Origin of the sequence: Algibacter sp. Ld11 (genome assembly GCF_045066735.1) — a bacterium.
Taxonomy (GTDB): domain Bacteria; phylum Bacteroidota; class Bacteroidia; order Flavobacteriales; family Flavobacteriaceae; genus Algibacter.
Genome location: NZ_JBISHH010000010.1, coordinates 1 through 19,908, shown reverse-complemented (window position 1 = coordinate 19,908; position 19,908 = coordinate 1). Strand labels below are relative to the sequence as shown.

The 19,908-nt window shown below is 36.5% G+C and carries 5 protein-coding genes; 1 reads left to right on the top strand and 4 read right to left on the bottom strand.

Going from position 1 to position 19,908, the window contains the following annotated elements; translation table 11 throughout:
• From ACJJV4_RS05440 to ACJJV4_RS05425, 4 genes are all read right to left on the bottom strand, one after another.
• On the bottom strand, positions 1-7,228 hold a 7,228-nt coding region (locus tag ACJJV4_RS05440), incomplete at its 3' end, for an Ig-like domain-containing protein (protein WP_405292452.1).
• Positions 7,229-8,084: 856 nt separating this feature from the next.
• Complete coding sequence (locus tag ACJJV4_RS05435; protein WP_405292451.1) at positions 8,085-10,334, bottom strand: polyribonucleotide nucleotidyltransferase; 2,250 nt, start codon at positions 10,332-10,334, stop codon at positions 8,085-8,087.
• A gap of 222 nt (positions 10,335-10,556) precedes the next feature.
• Positions 10,557-10,826, bottom strand: a complete 270-nt coding sequence (rpsO, locus tag ACJJV4_RS05430) for a 30S ribosomal protein S15 (protein WP_042501638.1) — start codon at positions 10,824-10,826, stop codon at positions 10,557-10,559.
• A gap of 249 nt (positions 10,827-11,075) precedes the next feature.
• Positions 11,076-11,900 (bottom strand): helix-turn-helix domain-containing protein, encoded by an 825-nt coding sequence (locus tag ACJJV4_RS05425; RefSeq protein ID WP_405292450.1) that lies wholly within the window; start codon positions 11,898-11,900, stop codon positions 11,076-11,078.
• A gap of 453 nt (positions 11,901-12,353) precedes the next feature.
• Here ACJJV4_RS05425 and ACJJV4_RS05420 point away from each other — a divergent pair.
• Positions 12,354-19,908, top strand: a 7,555-nt coding sequence (locus tag ACJJV4_RS05420) for a hypothetical protein (protein ID WP_405292449.1), incomplete at its 3' end; no start/stop codon positions are given.

Below are 19,908 nucleotides of genomic sequence, written 5' to 3'. Positions count from 1 at the left end.
TCCCGTCATCACAGATTGTATACTCGAAAGTATCTTCACCTGTGAAACCAGGATTAGGGGTATAGGTATAAGATCCATCAGGATTCATTACCACTGTACCGTTATCCGGTTGTGTATTCTCAGTTACTGTTTGTGCATCACCTTCGAAATCTTCATCGTTTGTTAATACATTTCCAGTTACAGGTTGATCAATAAAAGTGTTATTGATATCAGCGATAGCATCGGTACAGTTTATAAGTATTTCAGCAGATACTGTTGTACTACAACCATTGGCATCTATTACAGTTATTGTATAATTTGCTTCTGGTAAATTAGCGAAAGTTCCATCTGTTTGATAGTTAGTTCCTCCATCAATAGAGTAAGAATATGGACTTATACCTCCAGCTCCTTCAACTGTAACTGTACCTAAACCTTCACAAATAATATTTGTTTGATTAGTAATAGAAGCAGAAACATTAGTATCTGGTTCTATTATAGTAGCAGAATTTGTAGTTGTACACCCATTAGCATCTGTAATGGTTACGTTATAAGTACCAGCAATTACGTTAATTAAGTCTTCTGATGTGTCACCGTTATCCCACGCAAATACATAAGGAGCAGTACCACCATTAACCGCAAGGTCAAGAGATCCTGTAGCATCATTTTTGCATAATATATTAGAAACAGCTATAGCAGAACTTAAAACATTAGGTTCGTTAATTGTAATTGTTGTATTAGTTGTACATAAGGTAGTAGTATCTGTTACAGTAATAACATAATCACCAGCAGGTAAGTCGCTAACTGAAGCTGTAGTATCAGAAATGGTATCCCATGCATAAGTAAAGTTTCCAGAACCACCAGTTACAGTAGCAGTAACGCTACCATTATTTTCACCAAAGCAAACAGAAGGAGTAGATGTTCCTGTTACCGAAAGGTTAAGACAACTTCCAGGGTTAACTGTTACGGTAGTTGAATCTGAACATCCATTAGCATCTGTCACAGTTACTGTATATGAACCAGCATTAAGTCCAGTAATAGCATCTGTAGTTTCCCCGTTAGGAGACCAAGAATATGTATAAGGTTCCACACCACCAGTAGTTACTGAGTTTGCAGTACCATCACCCGTATTAGGACCTAATTCGTCTGTAGTTGTTGCTGTAATATTTAGAGCGTTACTAGGTTCTGTAATAGCAACTGTTTCTTCTACTGCCTGACAAACTGTACCGTCTATAGTTACACTTACCGAATATACACCTGCGTTTGCAGCGCTAAGTGTACTAGATGTTACACCAGAGTCCACTTGCCCATTAGACCAAGTGAATGTAAATGTAGCACTAGGATTGGCTTCAGAGTTAGCAGTTACCGTAGCAGCACCCGTATCATCACCAGTACAAAGTACATCAGTAACATCAGCTATTGTTATTTCAGCATCACAAGTATTGACACATTCGATAACAATACTTTGCGTTAATTGACAATTGTTAGCATCTGTAATAGTCACAGAATGCGTACCATTAGATAAGTTAGAAGCAGTAGCAGTTGTTACGTTTCCAGCAGAAGCACTCCATTGGTATGTGTAATCTGAAGTTCCTCCAGAAACAATAGCAGTAGCTTCACCATTAGCACATCCTTGAGCTGTAGTAGCATCAATTTTGGTAATGTTTAAGCTCAGTGGGCTAGTTGGTTCAGAAATTGTAGCTCCAATAGAAGTTGTACATCCTTTAGCATCTGTAATAGTTACATTATAAGCATCAGCAATTACATTAGATAAATCTTCTGTAGTTGAATTATTAGTATCATTCCAAACGAATGTATACGGAGCAGTACCACCAATAACAGAGATATCGATACTTCCCGTAGCTTCACTATTACAGAGTACATCTGTTATAGTTGCTATTGAAGCAGCTAAAGCCTCGTTAGGTTGTGTAATAGTTACTGTTGCAGTTGCACTACAATCTTTATCATCTGTAACAGTTACGGTATGCGAACCAGCATTTAAACCCGTTGCAGTAGCAGTAGTTTCACCATTATCCCAAGAGTAGGTGTAATTTCCATTACCACCAGCAGGCGTTGCAGTAGCAGAACCATTAGCTTCTCCAAAACAAACCACTGGGCTATCTTGTGTAGCAGTAGCAGTTAATGCAGCACTAGGTTGTGCAATTGTTACTGTTGCAGTTGTACTACAATCTTTATCATCTGTAATAGTTACGGTATGCGTTCCAGCATTTAAACCCGTTGCAGTAGCAGTAGTTTCACCATTATCCCAAGAGTAGGTGTAATTTCCATTACCACCAGCAGGCGTTGCAGTAGCAGAACCATTAGCTTCTCCAAAACAAACCACTGGGCTATCTTGAGCAGCAGTAGCAGTTAATGCAGCACTAGGTTGTGAGATTGTTACTGTTGCAGTAGTGGTACAATCTTTATCATCTGTAATAGTTACGGTATGCGAACCAGCATTTAAACCCGTTGCAGTAGCAGTAGTTTCACCATTATCCCAAGAATAGGTGTAATTTCCATTACCACCCGCAGGCGTTGCAGTCGCAGAACCATTAGCCTCTCCAAAACAAACCACCGGGCTATCTTGTGTAGCAGTAGCAGTTAATGCAGCATTAGGTTGTGCGATTGTTACTGTTGCAGTAGTGGTACAATCTTTATCATCTGTAATCGTTACGGTATGCGAACCAGCATTTAAGCCTGTAGCAGTAGCCGTAGTTTCACCGTTATCCCAAGAGTAGGTGTAATTTCCATTACCACCAGCAGGCGTTGCAGTCGCAGAACCGTTAGATTCTCCAAAACAAACCACCGGGCTATCTTGTGTAGCAGTAGCGGTTAAGGCAGTACTAGGTTGTGCGATTGTTACTGTTGCAGTTGCACTACAATCTTTATCATCTGTAATAGTTACGGTATGTGTACCCGCATTTAAACCCGTTGCAGTAGCAGTAGTTTCACCATTATCCCAAGAGTAGGTGTAATTTCCATTACCACCAGCAGGCGTTGCAGTAGCAGAACCATTAGCTTCTCCAAAGCAAACCACCGGGCTATCTTGTGTAGCAGTAGCAGTTAAGGCAGCACTAGGTTGTGCAATTGTTACTGTTGCAGTAGTGGTACAATCTTTATCATCTGTAATAGTTACGGTATGCGAACCAGCATTTAAACCCGTTGCAGTAGCCGTAGTTTCACCATTATCCCAAGAGTAGGTGTAATTTCCATTACCACCAGCAGGAGTTGCAGTAGCAGAAGCATTAGCTTCTCCAAAACAAACCACTGGGCTATCTTGAGCAGCAGTAGCAGTTAAAGCAGCACTAGGTTGTGCAATTGTTACTGTTGCAGTAGTGGTACAATCTTTATCATCTGTAATAGTTACGGTATGCGAACCAGCATTTAAACCCGTTGCAGTCGCAGTCGTTTCACCATTATCCCAAGAGTAGGTATAATTTCCATTACCACCAGCAGGCGTTGCAGTAGCAGAACCATTAGCTTCTCCAAAACAAACCACTGGGCTATCTTGTGTAGCAGTAGCAGTTAAGGCAGCACTAGGTTGTGCGATTGTTACTGTTGCAGTTGTACTACAATCTTTATCATCTGTAATAGTTACGGTATGTGTACCCGCATTTAAACCCGTTGCAGTAGCAGTAGTTTCACCAGTATCCCAAGAGTAGGTATAATTTCCATTACCACCAGCAGGCGTTGCAGTAGCAGAACCATTAGCTTCTCCAAAACAAACCACTGGGCTATCTTGAGCAGCAGTAGCAGTTAAGGCAGCACTAGGTTGTGCAATTGTTACTGTTGCAGTTGTACTACAATCTTTATCATCTGTAATAGTTACGGTATGCGAACCAGCATTCAAGCCTGTAGCAGTAGCCGTAGTTTCACCATTATCCCAAGAGTAGGTATAATTTCCATTACCACCAGCAGGAGTTGCAGTAGCAGAACCATTAGCTTCTCCAAAACAAACCACTGGGCTATCTTGAGCAGCAGTAGCAGTTAATGCAGCACTAGGTTGTGCGATTGTTACTGTTGCAGTTGTATTACAATCTTTATCATCTGTAATAGTTACGGTATGCGTTCCAGCATTTAAACCCGTTGCAGTAGCAGTAGTTTCACCATTATCCCAAGAGTAGGTGTAATTTCCATTACCACCAGCAGGCGTTGCAGTAGCAGAACCATTAGCTTCTCCAAAACAAACCACCGGGCTATCTTGAGCAGCAGTAGCAGTTAATGCAGCACTAGGTTGTGCAATTGTTACTGTTGCAGTTGTACTACAATCTTTATCATCTGTAATAGTTACGGTATGCGAACCAGCATTCAAGCCTGTAGCAGTAGCCGTAGTTTCACCATTATCCCAAGAGTAGGTATAATTTCCATTACCACCAGCAGGAGTTGCAGTAGCAGAACCATTAGCTTCTCCAAAACAAACCACTGGGCTATCTTGAGCAGCAGTAGCAGTTAATGCAGCACTAGGTTGTGCGATTGTTACTGTTGCAGTTGTATTACAATCTTTATCATCTGTAATAGTTACGGTATGCGTTCCAGCATTTAAACCCGTTGCAGTAGCAGTAGTTTCACCATTATCCCAAGAGTAGGTATAATTTCCATTACCACCAGCAGGCGTTGCAGTAGCAGAACCATTAGCTTCTCCAAAACAAACCACCGGGCTATCTTGAGCAGCAGTAGCAGTTAATGCAGCACTAGGTTGTGCGATTGTTACTGTTGCAGTAGTGGTACAATCTTTATCATCTGTAATAGTTACGGTATGCGAACCAGCATTTAAACCCGTTGCAGTAGCAGTAGTTTCACCATTATCCCAAGAGTAGGTGTAACTTCCATTACCACCAGCAGGAGTTGCAGTAGCAGAACCATTAGCTTCTCCAAAACAAACCACTGGGCTATCTTGAGCAGCAGTAGCAGTTAAAGCAGCACTAGGTTGTGCGATTGTTACTGTTGCAGTAGTGGTACAATCTTTATCATCTGTAATAGTTACCGTATGCGTTCCAGCATTTAAGCCTGTAGCAGTAGCCGTAGTTTCACCATTATCCCAAGAGTAGGTGTAATTTCCATTACCACCAGCAGGAGTTGCAGTAGCAGAACCATTAGCTTCTCCAAAACAAACCACTGGGCTATCTTGAGCAGCAGTAGCAGTTAATGCAGCACTAGGTTGTGCGATTGTTACTGTTGCAGTAGTGGTACAATCTTTATCATCTGTAATAGTTACGGTATGTGTACCCGCATTTAAACCCGTTGCAGTAGCCGTAGTTTCACCATTATCCCAAGAGTAGGTGTAATTTCCATTACCACCAGCAGGCGTTGCAGTAGCAGAACCATTAGCTTCTCCAAAGCAAACCACTGGGCTATCTTGAGCAGCAGTAGCAGTTAAGGCAGCACTAGGTTGTGCAATTGTTACTGTTGCAGTAGTGGTACAATCTTTATCATCTGTAATAGTTACGGTATGTGTACCCGCATTTAAGCCTGTAGCAGTAGCCGTAGTTTCACCATTATCCCAAGAGTAGGTGTAATTTCCATTACCACCAGCAGGCGTTGCAGTAGCAGAAGCATTAGCTTCTCCAAAACAAACCACCGGGCTACCTTGTGTAGCGGTAGCAGTTAAAACGTCAGGTTGGTTTACTAATACGTTAGTGGTGAATGTAAATGTACATCCAACAGAGTCTAAGATTTCAACATTGTAAGTTCCAGCGGGTACATTAGTAATATCTTCTGTTGTTTCACCGTTATTCCATAAATAGGTATAAGGCGGATTACCACCAGTTACGTTAAGATCAATACTTCCTGTTGATGCACCAAAGCAATCAACTGGATTGTTTGCAAAAACAGTAGCTTCTAATGCTTCTGATGCTAAAGTTATAGATGTTGAACCACTTTCGCAGGTACTGTTAATATTTTTTACTTTAAAGTTATGAGTGCCTGGGCCTACATTATTAAAATTAGGAGAGCTTTGATAAGCACCACCGTTAACTAAGTTGGAGCTATATTGATATTGAGAACCTAAAGGGGTTGTAATATTTATATTGTAATTTCCAGCTGTGTCAGTACATTCTACTTCTAGTTCTGGATCATCAGGTAAATCATTAAATGTTAAAGTTACCGTGTTGGTATCTGTAATGTCATTATTTGGAGCAGGGAGTGTAACTCTATATGTAAAGGTTACGTTTCCTATAAAGTTAGGGGTAGATGTATATGTATAAGATCCATCTGTGTTTAAATTAAAACCTAGACCGGTAGGTGTTGGTCCCGAAACTAAATCATAAGTAGAACCTGCAGGGGTACTAGATTCGTTATGAATTTGTCCATTAAATGTGCCTTGATCAATACATCCAAGATCAATTTGAGGTTGCGCGTAGCGTTGTAAAACAAACAGCTTACCATCACCATCATCATTAGAGGCAGAAATAAATCTAATTCTTGATATTTTTGATCCTGTAGGAGCAATTGTATTTAAATTAAAAAGTGCAATTGCAATATCTTGATCGTTATCTTGCTCACGTCCAGAAGACCAGTAATCTGTGGCATTATTTCTTGGTGCAGAGAATCCAAAGTTTCTATATTCTGCAGAACTTCTTACAAAAGTGTCTCCAAGAGGTTCTTCTACAGTACTTCCTGGAAGTGTTCCAAATAAGCGAATGTAAAAACAGTTGTTTCCACCTCTTTCTGTTACGGCTAGTAAACCGCCTTCGTTAGATGGTAAAGCAGGATCATAAATAAGGGTTTGCATTTGGGCATCTGTTTCTTGTTGTCCATTAATGCCGTTGGCTCTATTAAAATTACCACAAATATTATCACCATTACCATTAGATGTATAGTAACGGTTAAGATTTTTAGATTCAAAAGTTGCTAATGCAGCATCATCCCATAGTGTATTATCCGTAGCGTCCAACGTTGCGGTTGCACTAGATTTAATTACACTAAGGCCATTTTCAAAGATTTCATTTATAAAGTGTCCGCCAGGTCCTAATCGAGTAAGTTGGTATCCCGATGGTACAGCGAAGGTGTTATAAACAGCACCGCTTACAGTAATGGATTCTATTGTTGCAGGTCGGTTGTTTTCAATTGAGGAAATAACACCATCGTTATTTGTATCCTGAACATCCGACCATTGAAAGGTAACATTTTCTCTAATAGAGGGAGATTGTACACCAATTTGTGAGTAAGATGAAATTGTTGTTAACAACAATAAAGCAATAAGCGATAAAAGCTTATTTGGTGTTGCTAATTTGAGTAAGTAATTTACCTTCATAATAATAAGTTTAAAAGGAACTTTAATTTATTTTTTGTGTGAATGTTTTTTTAAGTTGTTAATCTGTATACTTAGTTTTTGTGAACAAAAATTGAGAGTAAAACGTCTAATTTGTTTAGTGTATAAAAATAGGACGCGCGTAGTCAATCTTTTTACTTGGTAATACAATAACATTTAAAACTACATTCCATGAGTTTTTGATGTGCAATAGCCTAAAGATTATTTTTGAATCTCGAAGCTATATCAATAACTCATGTTTTTGAAAACAATAAGTTTTGCACTGTAATTGATTAAGTCGTTAGTTTTTAGCTTCCTGATAAATTGGGCGAGAGGCTATTAAAATAGTTTTAGTTTTCATAATTATGTTTTTAGAGAGTAGCAAATCTACAATTACATAGACACAAAATATTACGAAAAGTCACATTTGCTGACTAAAAACGATTAAACTCAAATAAATTATTTTCAAAAAATACAAACGTAAGTGGTTTCTTTCATTTTTATTGTTTATTGATTGTTATAATGGTTTTATGTATTTAAGCGTAAATAAATTGAATTTTAACGATAAAAACAATTTATAATCGATAAAAAATGCTTTTTGTCGAGTAAAAGTGTTTTTAGTCGATTTTTTTAATAAAATTATTTTTAAAAAATAGATGGTACTTTTTTGAAATGAGAAGTTGGAATTATCAAATTTTTGTTAAAATAGACTTACACTTTTGGGTATTTCGGAAGAATATGTTAAGGAATTTGTGGGGTAAAATTCTCTTTTTAGATTAATGTGTAGTTATCAGCTGTAAAAAAAAAAGCCTGTTTCAAAAGTTGAAACAGGCTTTAATAATTATAGATTTAAAAGAAATTAATCTTCTTTTTTATCTTCTCTTGGTTTTCTATCGTCACGACGGTTATCACGACCTCTATTGTCACGAGAACCTCTGTTGTCACGTCCACCAGAACGTTTATCATCTCTTGGTGGTCTTGCAACATAACCTTCTGGTTTTGGTAAAATAGCTTTACGAGATACTTTCTCTTTGCGAGTTCTTGGATCTTGTCCAAAATACTTCACGTCAAAAACGTCTCCCATATTAACTACGTCGCTTACATTTTCAGTACGTTCCCAAGCCAATTCACTTACGTGTAATAAAACTTCGTTTCCTGGTGCATCCATATATTCTACAACAGCTCCAAAATCCAACATTTTGATTACTTTTACTTCGTATACGCTACCAACAGTTGGTTTAAATAATAGAGAATCTATTTTTGCCATAACAGCATTAATTCCTTTAGAACCTACACCTAATATTTCAACAATACCTTCTTCAGTAACTGGATCTTCGTTAATAACGATAGTAGTCTCAGTTTCTTTCTGCATTTCTTGAATTACTTTTCCTCCAGGTCCAATTAAAGCACCAATAAATTCGTTAGGTACACGACGCGTTACCATAGTAGGCGCATGATCTTTAACGCTTTCTGCAGGAGCAGCAATAGTATCTGTAATTTTACCTAAGATATGTAAACGACCTTCGCGAGCTTGTTTTAGTGCATTTACTAAAATTTCGTAGCTTAAACCTTTAATTTTAATATCCATTTGGCAAGCTGTAATACCTTCAGAAGTACCAGTTACTTTAAAATCCATATCTCCTAAGTGATCTTCATCACCTAAAATATCAGATAATACTGCGTAACGATCACCATCAGAAATTAATCCCATAGCAATACCAGAAACAGGTCTAGTCATTTTTACCCCAGCATCCATTAAAGCCATTGTTCCAGCACATACTGTTGCCATAGAAGACGAACCGTTAGATTCTAGTACTTCAGATACAACACGTACAGTATAAGGGCAATCTGCAGGAATCATTCCTTTTAAACCACGTTGCGCTAAATTACCATGACCAACTTCTCTACGAGATGTTCCTCTTAATGGTCTAGCTTCACCTGTACAAAAAGGAGGGAAGTTGTAATGTAAATAGAAATTCTCTTCACCTTCGTAAGATGGCATATCTATTTTATTAGCATCTCTAGATGTTCCTAAAGTTACTGTAGCTAATGCTTGAGTTTCTCCACGAGAAAAGATAGAAGAACCGTGAGTAGAAGGGAGGTAATCTACCTCACACCATATTGGTCTAATTTCATCAGTCTTTCTTCCGTCTAAACGTAAACCTTCGCTTAATGTTAATTCACGTACTGCTTCTTTTTCTGCTTTGCTGTAGTATCCTCCAACAAGGTGTCCAAATTCTGCCATTTCTTCTTCAGTAAAAGATGCTTTAACTTCTTCTTTTACTTCAGCAAATGCAGCGCTACGTTCTGCTTTAGAGGTTCCCTTCTTTGCAATAGCGTAACATTTATCGTAAGCTAATTCGTGTATTCTTTTTTGTAAATCTTCGTTAACTTCTGCAGTTGTGTACTCACGAACTTCTTTTTTACCAAAAGCTTCCGCTAAACGCAATTGTGCATCAATTTGTACTTTAATTGCTTCGTGAGCAAATTTGATAGCGTCTGCCATTTCTTCTTCAGAAATTTCATCCATCTCACCTTCAACCATCATAACCGAATCAGCAGAAGCGCCAATCATCATCTCTAAGTCAGACTCTGCTAATTGTGCTCTAGTTGGGTTGATTACGAATTCACCATTTACACGTGCAACTCTAGCTTCAGATATTGCGCATTCGAACGGTAAATCTGATAATTGAATAGCAGCACTCGCCGCTAATCCAGCCATAGCTTCTGGCATAACATCATCGTCATGAGACATTAACTGAATCATTACTTGTGTTTCTGCGTGGTAATCTTTTGGGAATAATGGACGTAAAACACGATCCACTAAACGCATAGTTAAAACTTCACCATCACTAGGTCTTGCTTCTCTTTTAAAGAAACCACCTGGGTAACGTCCGGCTGCAGCAAACTTTTCTCTGTAATCTACCGTTAAAGGTAAAAAGTCAACATCACTTTGTTTGTAATTGGAAACAACAGTACATAGCAACATACATTTTCCAGATTGAACAACAACAGAACCGTGGGCCTGTTTTGCTAATTTTCCGGTTTCGATAGAGATTTCTCTTCCGTCACCAAGGTCAATAACCTCTTTAAACACTTTTGGAATCATAAATTTTTTCTTGTAATTCGAGCATACAATATACTCAAATTATGTTAAACAATGGTCGTTGTGTTGTTGTACGTAGTTGTTGTGTGTGTGCGACCAATGAAAAACTTTTTGTCCCAAACTCGTTTTGGGATCTAGCTTCTTATAATTTGAAATTTATACTCTTTCAAATCGAGTTAATATATAACAAAAAACCACGCTGAAAGGCGTGGTTTTGTATTGAGATTATTTTCTTAATCCTAATTCTTTTACTATGGCACGATATCTTAAGATATCTTTCTTGATTAAATAATCAAGTAAACTTCTTCTTTTACCTACTAACATTACTAAAGAACGTTCAGTGTTGTAATCTTTACGATTCTTTTTTAAGTGTTGAGTTAAGTGCTCAATTCTTTGTGTAAATAAAGCAATTTGTCCTTCTGCAGAACCAGTATCACTTTTGTTTTTGCCATGTTTGGCAAACATTTCTTGTTTCTCTTCTTTTGATAAATACATTCTAATATTATTGTAAATGATTGTTATGTAGCTCGAAAGTTTTTCTTTCAAGCGTGCAAATATAAGACTTTTTTACATTTATCTAATTTTTTATCTAAATTTTACTATCCTTTTTGGTAATTTATTATTTTAAAATTTCCAAAAGAAAAATGAGGTATATAATATAATTTATGTATGTCTATATATATAGGTGTGCTAATTACATTTTTCATTGAAAGATAATTGAAAAACACAATAGGCTTTAAGTTGCTATGTATTGCAAAAATCACTTGGGGTATAACCAAATTGTTCTTTAAATTTTTTACTAAAGTAGGAAGAGCTATTTATACCTATACTATATTGTACTTCTTTTATCTTTATATTCTTGTCACTCGATAATATGTCATAAGCTTTTTTGAGTCGTAATTCTAAAATAAGTTTTACAGGCGTTTTATTGGTTTCGGCTTTTACAATTCTTGCTAATTGTCTTTGGCTGTACCCCATTTTGTAAGATAGTATTTTAACATTAAATTCTTCTTTAGAAAGATTTCGTTGTATAAGCTCTAATATGGTGTAGAAGGTACTATTTTTCTTTTTGGTTTGTACTATAGCAGAATCTGCATTATTTGTGTAAAGTTTTATTTTAGAAATTATCTTTTTTTGATTAGAAAAATTAATGACATAGTTTTCTGTTTTAAAGTTTAAATCTTCAAAACTAGTATCTTGAACATCTCGAGTTGTAATTATTAATATAGGAACATGGCTATTATTATTATTAAAGTCATCCGTAAAGGTTGATACTTCTTTTTGTAATATTTGTCCTCTTATAATAGGTTTAATAGCTTTGTTTAAAATTAAATTAAATTGATTTTGAGTTGTTTTTTCTAATGCTTGTAAACTGTTAAATGAAAAAACATAATCAAAATTAGGACTTAGAATTTTGTCGTAATTCTGGTTAATTTTCAAGTTATCTTCAATAATCAAAATGTTTACTTCTAAACCTTCTATTTCTACTAATTCGGGTTTGATGTTTTCATTAAACAAAGATGTGAAATCAAAAATGTCGCTATCAATATTGTTTTTTAAAGTTCTCAAAAGGATGGTTTTAAGATTTAGACCCAATTATGTTTGTTTAAGTCACATTAATCTTGATTTTAATTGTTTTATCCATGTGAAAAAGATAGGATTAATATAGAGTAACAAGTTAGAAATTAAATGATAATAATCAAAGAAAAATTGTGATTTAATTAACAAGACAATTATGCTTAACTGTGCATTTCATACTGATAAAAAGTAATAACATCGATAAAGTGTCTGTTTTGAGGTGTTTTATTGTGTTTTTTGAGTTAGATAAATTTATTGAGCAACTGTATTTTTGTTGAGTGTATGTACTTATGTTTTAAGTTTAGTAATGTTTTAAGTTTTTCAATCTTAAAGTAATTTCTAAAATATACATGAAAAACACAATAAATTAAGACTGTTTTACCAAAGAAACTAACTTCAAAAAGTTTCTTCCCTGAACAATAAATTATTTAATAGATAATAAATATGAAATCAAAATTACAATGCTCAAATTTAGTTAAGGTTAACCTAATACAAGCTAGAAACATGATGTTGTTCTTAGCTTTTTTTATGTTTTCGCTTGGTTCTGTTTTTGCTCAGTCTTTAGAGAATGGAGATTTTAGAGCAACCTACTTAACAAGTAGTGCTTCGGACCTAGTAGCTCTTGGAGCTAGTACAAGTAATTCTATTCTTGTTACTGGGAAAAAGGATCCGCTGTCGCAACCATTGGCAAATGTAAAGATAACCTTGGATTTACCCGATGGTATATTTTATACACCTAATTCAGCCATAATAACTAATATAGAATCGGTATCTGCTGGAAATTCATTTGTAATTGATGATAGTGAAACCGTATTTATCACAGATCCTTTAGTTCCTGGTTATCCAGGAAGTAATAGTCCTGTATTTACCATTTCTAGAGAAGTGGGAGGTGTTGCATCACCAAATGATCCTTGGGCATCTGCTGATAAAGTTACATTTAGTTTTGATAGAACTTCAGAGTGTGATGCTGTTTTATTTAAAGAGGCAGGAAATTCATTTAAAGATAATATAGCTAATTTTGAGTATACCAATTCTACGGTCGCTCAATCCATGACAGATGGAAATGATTTAATTGGAGGTTATGAGTTTTTTGCAGCTGCATTTACCGTTTCTATTAATCCATTACCAGCAGTAAATGGAGTTGTAGGAGGAGTGCATACAAGGTCTGTTTCAGTGATTAATGGCGGTAATGCGGGGGTTTCAGAGGGAAGACACGAAGTTGCTCTTGGAGCTAATGTAGATAATTATGTTCTGAAATATGGGAATATAACATTAATTGAAGATCCATCTTCAACATCTACTCTAAAAGTGTATTTATATCATTTAGATATTGGAGGAACGACAGCAAATTATTTAGTGCCAGAAGCAGGAATGACTGGTGAGGATGGTGATGGTGTGCTTAGTGGAACTGAACAGTTAGATTTTGTAGAAAGTTTTACATTAACGGGCTGTGAGAGTACAAATACTGCTCATACAGCTTCTTGGGAATGCCAAGAGTCACCATCTGTTTCCGCAAGTGTTGTTTTCGGGGCAAATAGTCCAGCTTTTACTATCGTTCAAGAGCTTGCAAACACTCAAATTAATAATATTGGCCAAGTAAACCATGTTAAATTAACAATTACAAATACAACAACAGATGTGGCAGGTGGTGCAACTGATGTGTTATTCAACTTAGGTTTAGGATCTAATACTGAGGATACTTCAACTACGTATACTGAAAATCCACATAGAGGGCCTGAGGCTTATGGAACTAGAAGTTTTACAAATTTCACAATTGGTGAAGGGGCTGATCAAATGGCGTTTACACCAACACCTTGGGCCTCGGATAGAACCGGTACTCCTCCTACTCTTAATAATACTTGGGGAAATACTTTAACTATATCTCCATCTATAACAGGTATACCAGGTGAAAACCGCGCAGCCACTTTTACTAGTGATCCAGATGGTTCGGGAGGATTTGAAGATTTAGATGGCGATGGGGCTTGGGATGATATAGCTCCAGGAGGTTCAATAGTAATTGAATACGATTATACTCCAGACCCAACCGTTAGAATGAATTGTGGTACTGGGGTTGGAAATTTTATGGTACATGAACATGTGTTTGTAAATGTTTTAACCAAAGATCAATGTAATGCAGCGAGACCAACTGTAGGAAGAGATTTAGGGTATTTTAATTTCTACAGAGATTATGCTGATCCAACGATATTTGAGCAAGATACGGATATTTTGGAAGGTCAAGAATTTGAAGTAGCTATAAAGCCAATATTGTATGGTAATTTTTACCATAATAACCATGCAATGTTAAACTCAAATACAGATAGTGAATTTGTAGTTAGTATAACTGTACCAAGAGGGGTAGATTTAGTTGCTGGATATGATCCTGCAATTTATACGCAAACTATAAACCCAGCAGATCCTTATACTGAAGGAACTATTGAAGGAGAAGCAGGAAGTGTGGGTACAAATTTAATTACATTTTCAACAACCGATCTTAAGAATTTAGATATTTTAACAAATGCAACAGGAGATGGGTTTGCTCGTTTTCCTTTAATAATGAATTGTGCTGAGTTAGAGGCCGGTGGAGTTCGTAATACAATTAATACCAGTTATGAAACAAAGTTAATACTTACGGGTGGTACAATTAGCCCTTTAGAGTATGATATTCATTGCGGTAATTTTGAGCCTATAATAGAGCATTCTTGTAACCCACCATGTCAAGGCCCAAATATTACTGGTTTAGATGCTTATAGAATTACGGCAGGTTGGACAGATGCCTCAATGACAACTAAAGTTGATTTAAATTCTGGAGCTTATGAGTTAGATAAGTATTTGGCAGGAGATGAAATGATGGTTGCAACTACTGGTTTCATGAGTGATTTAACATCAGATAATTTTTATTTTATACAAACTTATACTACAGATGCCACAAATACGTCTAATGCCTCGGCATCTGTTACAAACGGATTGGATGATATTGAGTTTTTAAGAGGGACAGTGAAAATTTATAAAGGTGGTGTAGGACCAGCTATTGAAGTTCCTTTTGATAATACTTTTTCAGGAGGAGGAGGACTCACTAGGTCTAGTGTTGCATCAACAGCAGGGACTGATAAACATACATTAAGGTACGATCTATCATTTGCACTTTCCGCTCCGGGTGTTGGAGGGTTATTAGAAGATGATGACACTTTTGAAGTTGATTTTGTGTATTGGTTTACTACTGAAACGTATACTGATATTAATTACCACATACTTTCTGGTTTTAGAGGAAGATATCAAGTTGAGGAAACACTTCCGGCTTCAGTATCTGGTGCAACCTTAGACAATGATAATGATGATGATGGAATTACAGGAGAATTAATAAGTTGTTATGATTGGGGAGATAGTGTTAGTTATGTAAGACCAAGAATCTATTCAGGTGTTGAGAGAACAACTACTTTTCAATACTGTAATAACGGAGATATTTACCTTTACAATGACTATACGCAGTCAAATTCACCAAAATTATTCCCAGGTGAATTTAGACCAATAACAATGATTGAGTCCGTAAAGTTAGAAATTCCAGATGGTTTTAGAGTTTCTAGAATTTTACAACAAAATGGTAATAATGAAGTTACTAATACTTATGAATTAGCTGATGGAGAATTAACTATTTCACCTGCTTTGGGTACAGCACCTAGTGTAGGCGGTATACAAACTTACATAGTAACACCAAATAGAGCGGGTGGTTACGAAGATCAAGATGAAGGTAGATCTGGTAGTTGGAGAATGAGAGTTATTGGTATAGGTTCTTGTGAGTTAGGTGAAGGGGTTCCTTACCCTCAAATTGTTGCAACAACAACAACTCAAGCCTTGGCATATGCTGACGATGCTCTAAAACCAGCAAAAATAGAAAAAGTAAATATTCAAAATTTAAATTATACAAAACCAACTTTTGTTTTACAGCCATTATCAAGTCCAACAATAATTGGTTATGGTCCTGAGGCAGAATTTGATATTCAAGTTGTTAATACCAGTGCAGCCGGCGGAGATACTGGGTATAATTGGATATATGTACCGGATACTGCAAATATTGATATTACAAGTGCAGAAGATTTTACTGGCGCACCTATACCGTTAAATATAATTAAATTAAATGGCGCATCATATATTGAGATAGGGAGTTTAAGCATTTCTGAAACTAAAAATATTAAAGTTAAGGCTACATATGATATTTGTACAGATATTCCAGTAGATTTTAGTTTGGGTTGGGATTGTGAGAGTTACCCTAATTATGGAGATGTTACAAGTGCTTGTTATGATGACACTCTTGAGTTAACATTACAGCCTGCATTGGCTCAAATACAGCAATCTATTCTAAATCAACCAACAGCAGCTATTGATGTATGTGATGATTTTGTAGTAGAACTTAATTATTTAAGTGCTCGTAATGGAACTATTGTTAATCCACGTTCATCAGTTCAAGCTTTTAATGGTTCGGGAGCGTTAACTGTTTCTCTTGTAGAGGTTCAGTATCCAGCTAATTCCGGAACCTGGGAAACTATTCCTTTATCTTCAGTTATTACAGATCAAGATGGGTATTCGATAAATATTGAACACTCAGGATTAGTAGATTATGGAGGTATTCCAGGTATAGGTACTGTTGGAGCAGATGGCGATTTAAGAGGTGTAAATGTTAGATATACTTTACAAACAGCTTGTGATTTTGTATCTAATTCGTCATTAACATTTTTAGTTTATGGAGATAGAACCTGTGGAGAACCAAGTATTGGTAGTGGAAATAGAAGTTTATCAAGCGGTATTCAAGTTAATGGGTTAGAAGCTACTTATGATGCTATTCCAACAATTACGCTACCAGGTTTCCTTGATGCAGATGGTGCTCATATAGATGGATGTACAGCTCAAGAAACAGTAAATATTGTAACAAATATTAGTGAAATTACTAGTGCTACAGGAACTGAAGATTTTGGTAGAGTAGATTTACCTACCGGCGTTACTTATGTAAGCGGAACTTTTAATAGTATTTCTACGGGGGTAAGTGAAATTACTTTCGTTAGTTCAACCGATACTGAAATAATTATTCAATATCCAGCAGGTCTAGGTACTGGAGATAGAACTGAGTTCGAGTTTGATATTGTTCCTGATGCCGGTTATTGTGAAGAAAACGCATCGGTAAGTTTTACAAATTATATAGAGAGTAGTGCATCTCTTGCGTGCCCATCAGTTCCATCAGGGACTTGTAGTGACGCTTTAATTTCTACAGGAAGTTCTAATGAAAGTTTAGACATTAATAAAGCAGCTGTTATAATAAACTTAGATTCTGCTATTTCAAGTGTAAGTTTTGCAGACGAATTAATAACCGCAGGATTTACAATAGATAATACTTCAGATATTGAAGTGACAGCTCCATCAACAATTGGAGCGTATTATGATGTAAATAAAGATGGTTTATATGATACAGGAGATTTATTGCTTGGAAGTCACCAAATAACATCTGCCATACCAGGAGGAACATCCATTACAGAAAGTATTCAATTTGTAGCAACTCCAGAGCAAGCATGTAATATTCTATTGGTAATGACAGTAGATGATAATCCTTGTATCTGTTTACCAGCAAGTGTAGATATGGGTTCACCTAGTGTGATTTCAGGAATTGGAGGTTCAGATATTCCAGTTTGTGAAACATTGGAAAGCGTAGAACTAGGTTCAGCTAATAATCCTTCTTACTCTTATTCTTGGGCTGGTCCAACAAATGCGGAAGATGCTTATTTAGATAACCTTACTGTAGCTCAACCAAATTTCACATATTCAGGACCAACTTTAACTGCTATAACTACGTTTACTTATACAGTAACAATTACGCGTCCAGAAGGATGTACATCTATAGATACTGTTGATGTAACTGTTAATCCATCACCAGCAGCTCCAACTGTAGGTGGAGGAGAATTGGATGTTTGTTCAGATGAATACCTATCAATAACATTTGGCAATGCTCTAGGAGCAGATGAAGTTATAGAATTATGGAAAAATGCAGCGCTTACAACTGCTGCAAATGCTCCAAATACAAGTGGTAATTGGACTTCAACAGAGTTGTTTCCAGCAGGAACAGGTAATTTATACGCAACAGTAAGAAATACAGTAACTGGTTGTAGATCTAGTGTAACAGCAATACCATATACAATAACAGATTGTGCTACCGATTTGGTAACAGTGAAATCTGTATCACCTGCTACAGCATCAATTGGAGATAACGTAGTGTTTACTATTACAGTTAGTAATATTGGGGCAAGTGTTGATAAAAATGTAACCTTATCAGATGTATTACCAAGCGATGTTACATTTGTAAGTGATAATAGTAGTGGCGCTTATAATCCTGTTTCGGGACTATGGACTATAGGAGATATAGCGAGTAGTGGTTCTGCTAGTATAGAGATAACAGCAACTATTAATTCACAAGCAGCAGGAGGTACAGTAACTAATACAACTTCAGCAGCTTCGGGAGATTATACAGATGATACGCTAACTAATGGAGATGATCTTACAGCTTCGGTTACCGTAAATAATTTAGTAATTGCAGCAGCAAATGATAATTATTCAGGAATTAATGGTTTCGATGGAGATACTAATCTCGGAAACATATTAACAGGTACAGGAGACGATTTTTTAAATGGAAACCCTGTAACTACTGCAGATGTAGCTATTACATATCCAACACCAGCAACTGTAGATGGTAATCCAATAACGGGAACAGCTCCGGTTATTAGCGCCTCTGGAGATGTGAGTGTACCAGCAGGAACACCTGCAGGAACATATTCTATTCCATATACTATTTGTGAAATAGGGAATTCAAGTAACTGTAGTTCTGCAACAGTAACTGTGGTTGTAAATGCACCAGTAATAGTAGCGGTTAACGATGATTTTAGCTCAAATCAGGTACTTAGTGCAGATGGAAACACGAACTTAGGTAATATATTAATTGGGACAGGAGATGATACATTAAATGGAGATCCTACTGATATTAATGAAGTTGATATTACTTTAACTTCAGGAATGTTCTTTAACGATGGTTCAGGACCAGTTGCAGCTTCGGGTACAATACCAGAAGTTGATCCTTTAACAGGGAATGTTAGTGTACCAGTAGGAACACCAGCAGGAACTTATACTATCAATTATAATATTTGTGAAGAATTAAATCCTACAAATTGTAGTACTGATGCTGTTGTAACTATTTTGGTTGTAGAGCCACCAGTTGCTAATGTAGATAGTAATTCAGGGAATACACCAACTCAACCAAGTACACCTATAAATATTCTATCCAATGATTTATTAGGTGATGGAATAACTACTGCTACAGTATTAAATACAACGGTAGATTTAGATCCGAACATAGCAGGAGATCAAGATGTATTAGTCGTGCCAGGCGAAGGAACTTGGAATTATAATACATCTACGGGAGAACTTGTTTTCACTCCAGAAACCATAGCAGGAGGCTTTGGATCTAATTACACAGACGATCCAACCCCAATAGAATATACCTTAACCGAAACACAAACAGGCTTAAGTGATACAGCAACGGCAACAGTAGATTATGATGCTATATCACCAACAGCAGAGAATGATGAGAGCTTAGCAAATGTAGCAGGCGCAGTAACGATCGATCCATTAGTAGCTAATGGCGGTGGCGTAGATGCCGATCCAGATGGAGAATTAGACCCAACAACGGTAAGTTTAGTAGCACCAACAAATGCCACAAGTATTGTAACCGATGCCAATGGTGATGTTACCAGTTTTGCAGTACCAAACGAAGGAACATGGAGTGTAGATGAAACTACAGGCGCAATCACATTCACACCGTTATCAACTTTTACAGAAGACCCAACGGTTATCAGTTATAATGTAGAAGATAATGATGGTAATCAATCAAATAATGCTACGGTAACCATAGATTATGTACCAGTAGCAGAAGATAATACAAGTAACGGCAACACCGTAGGAACACCAG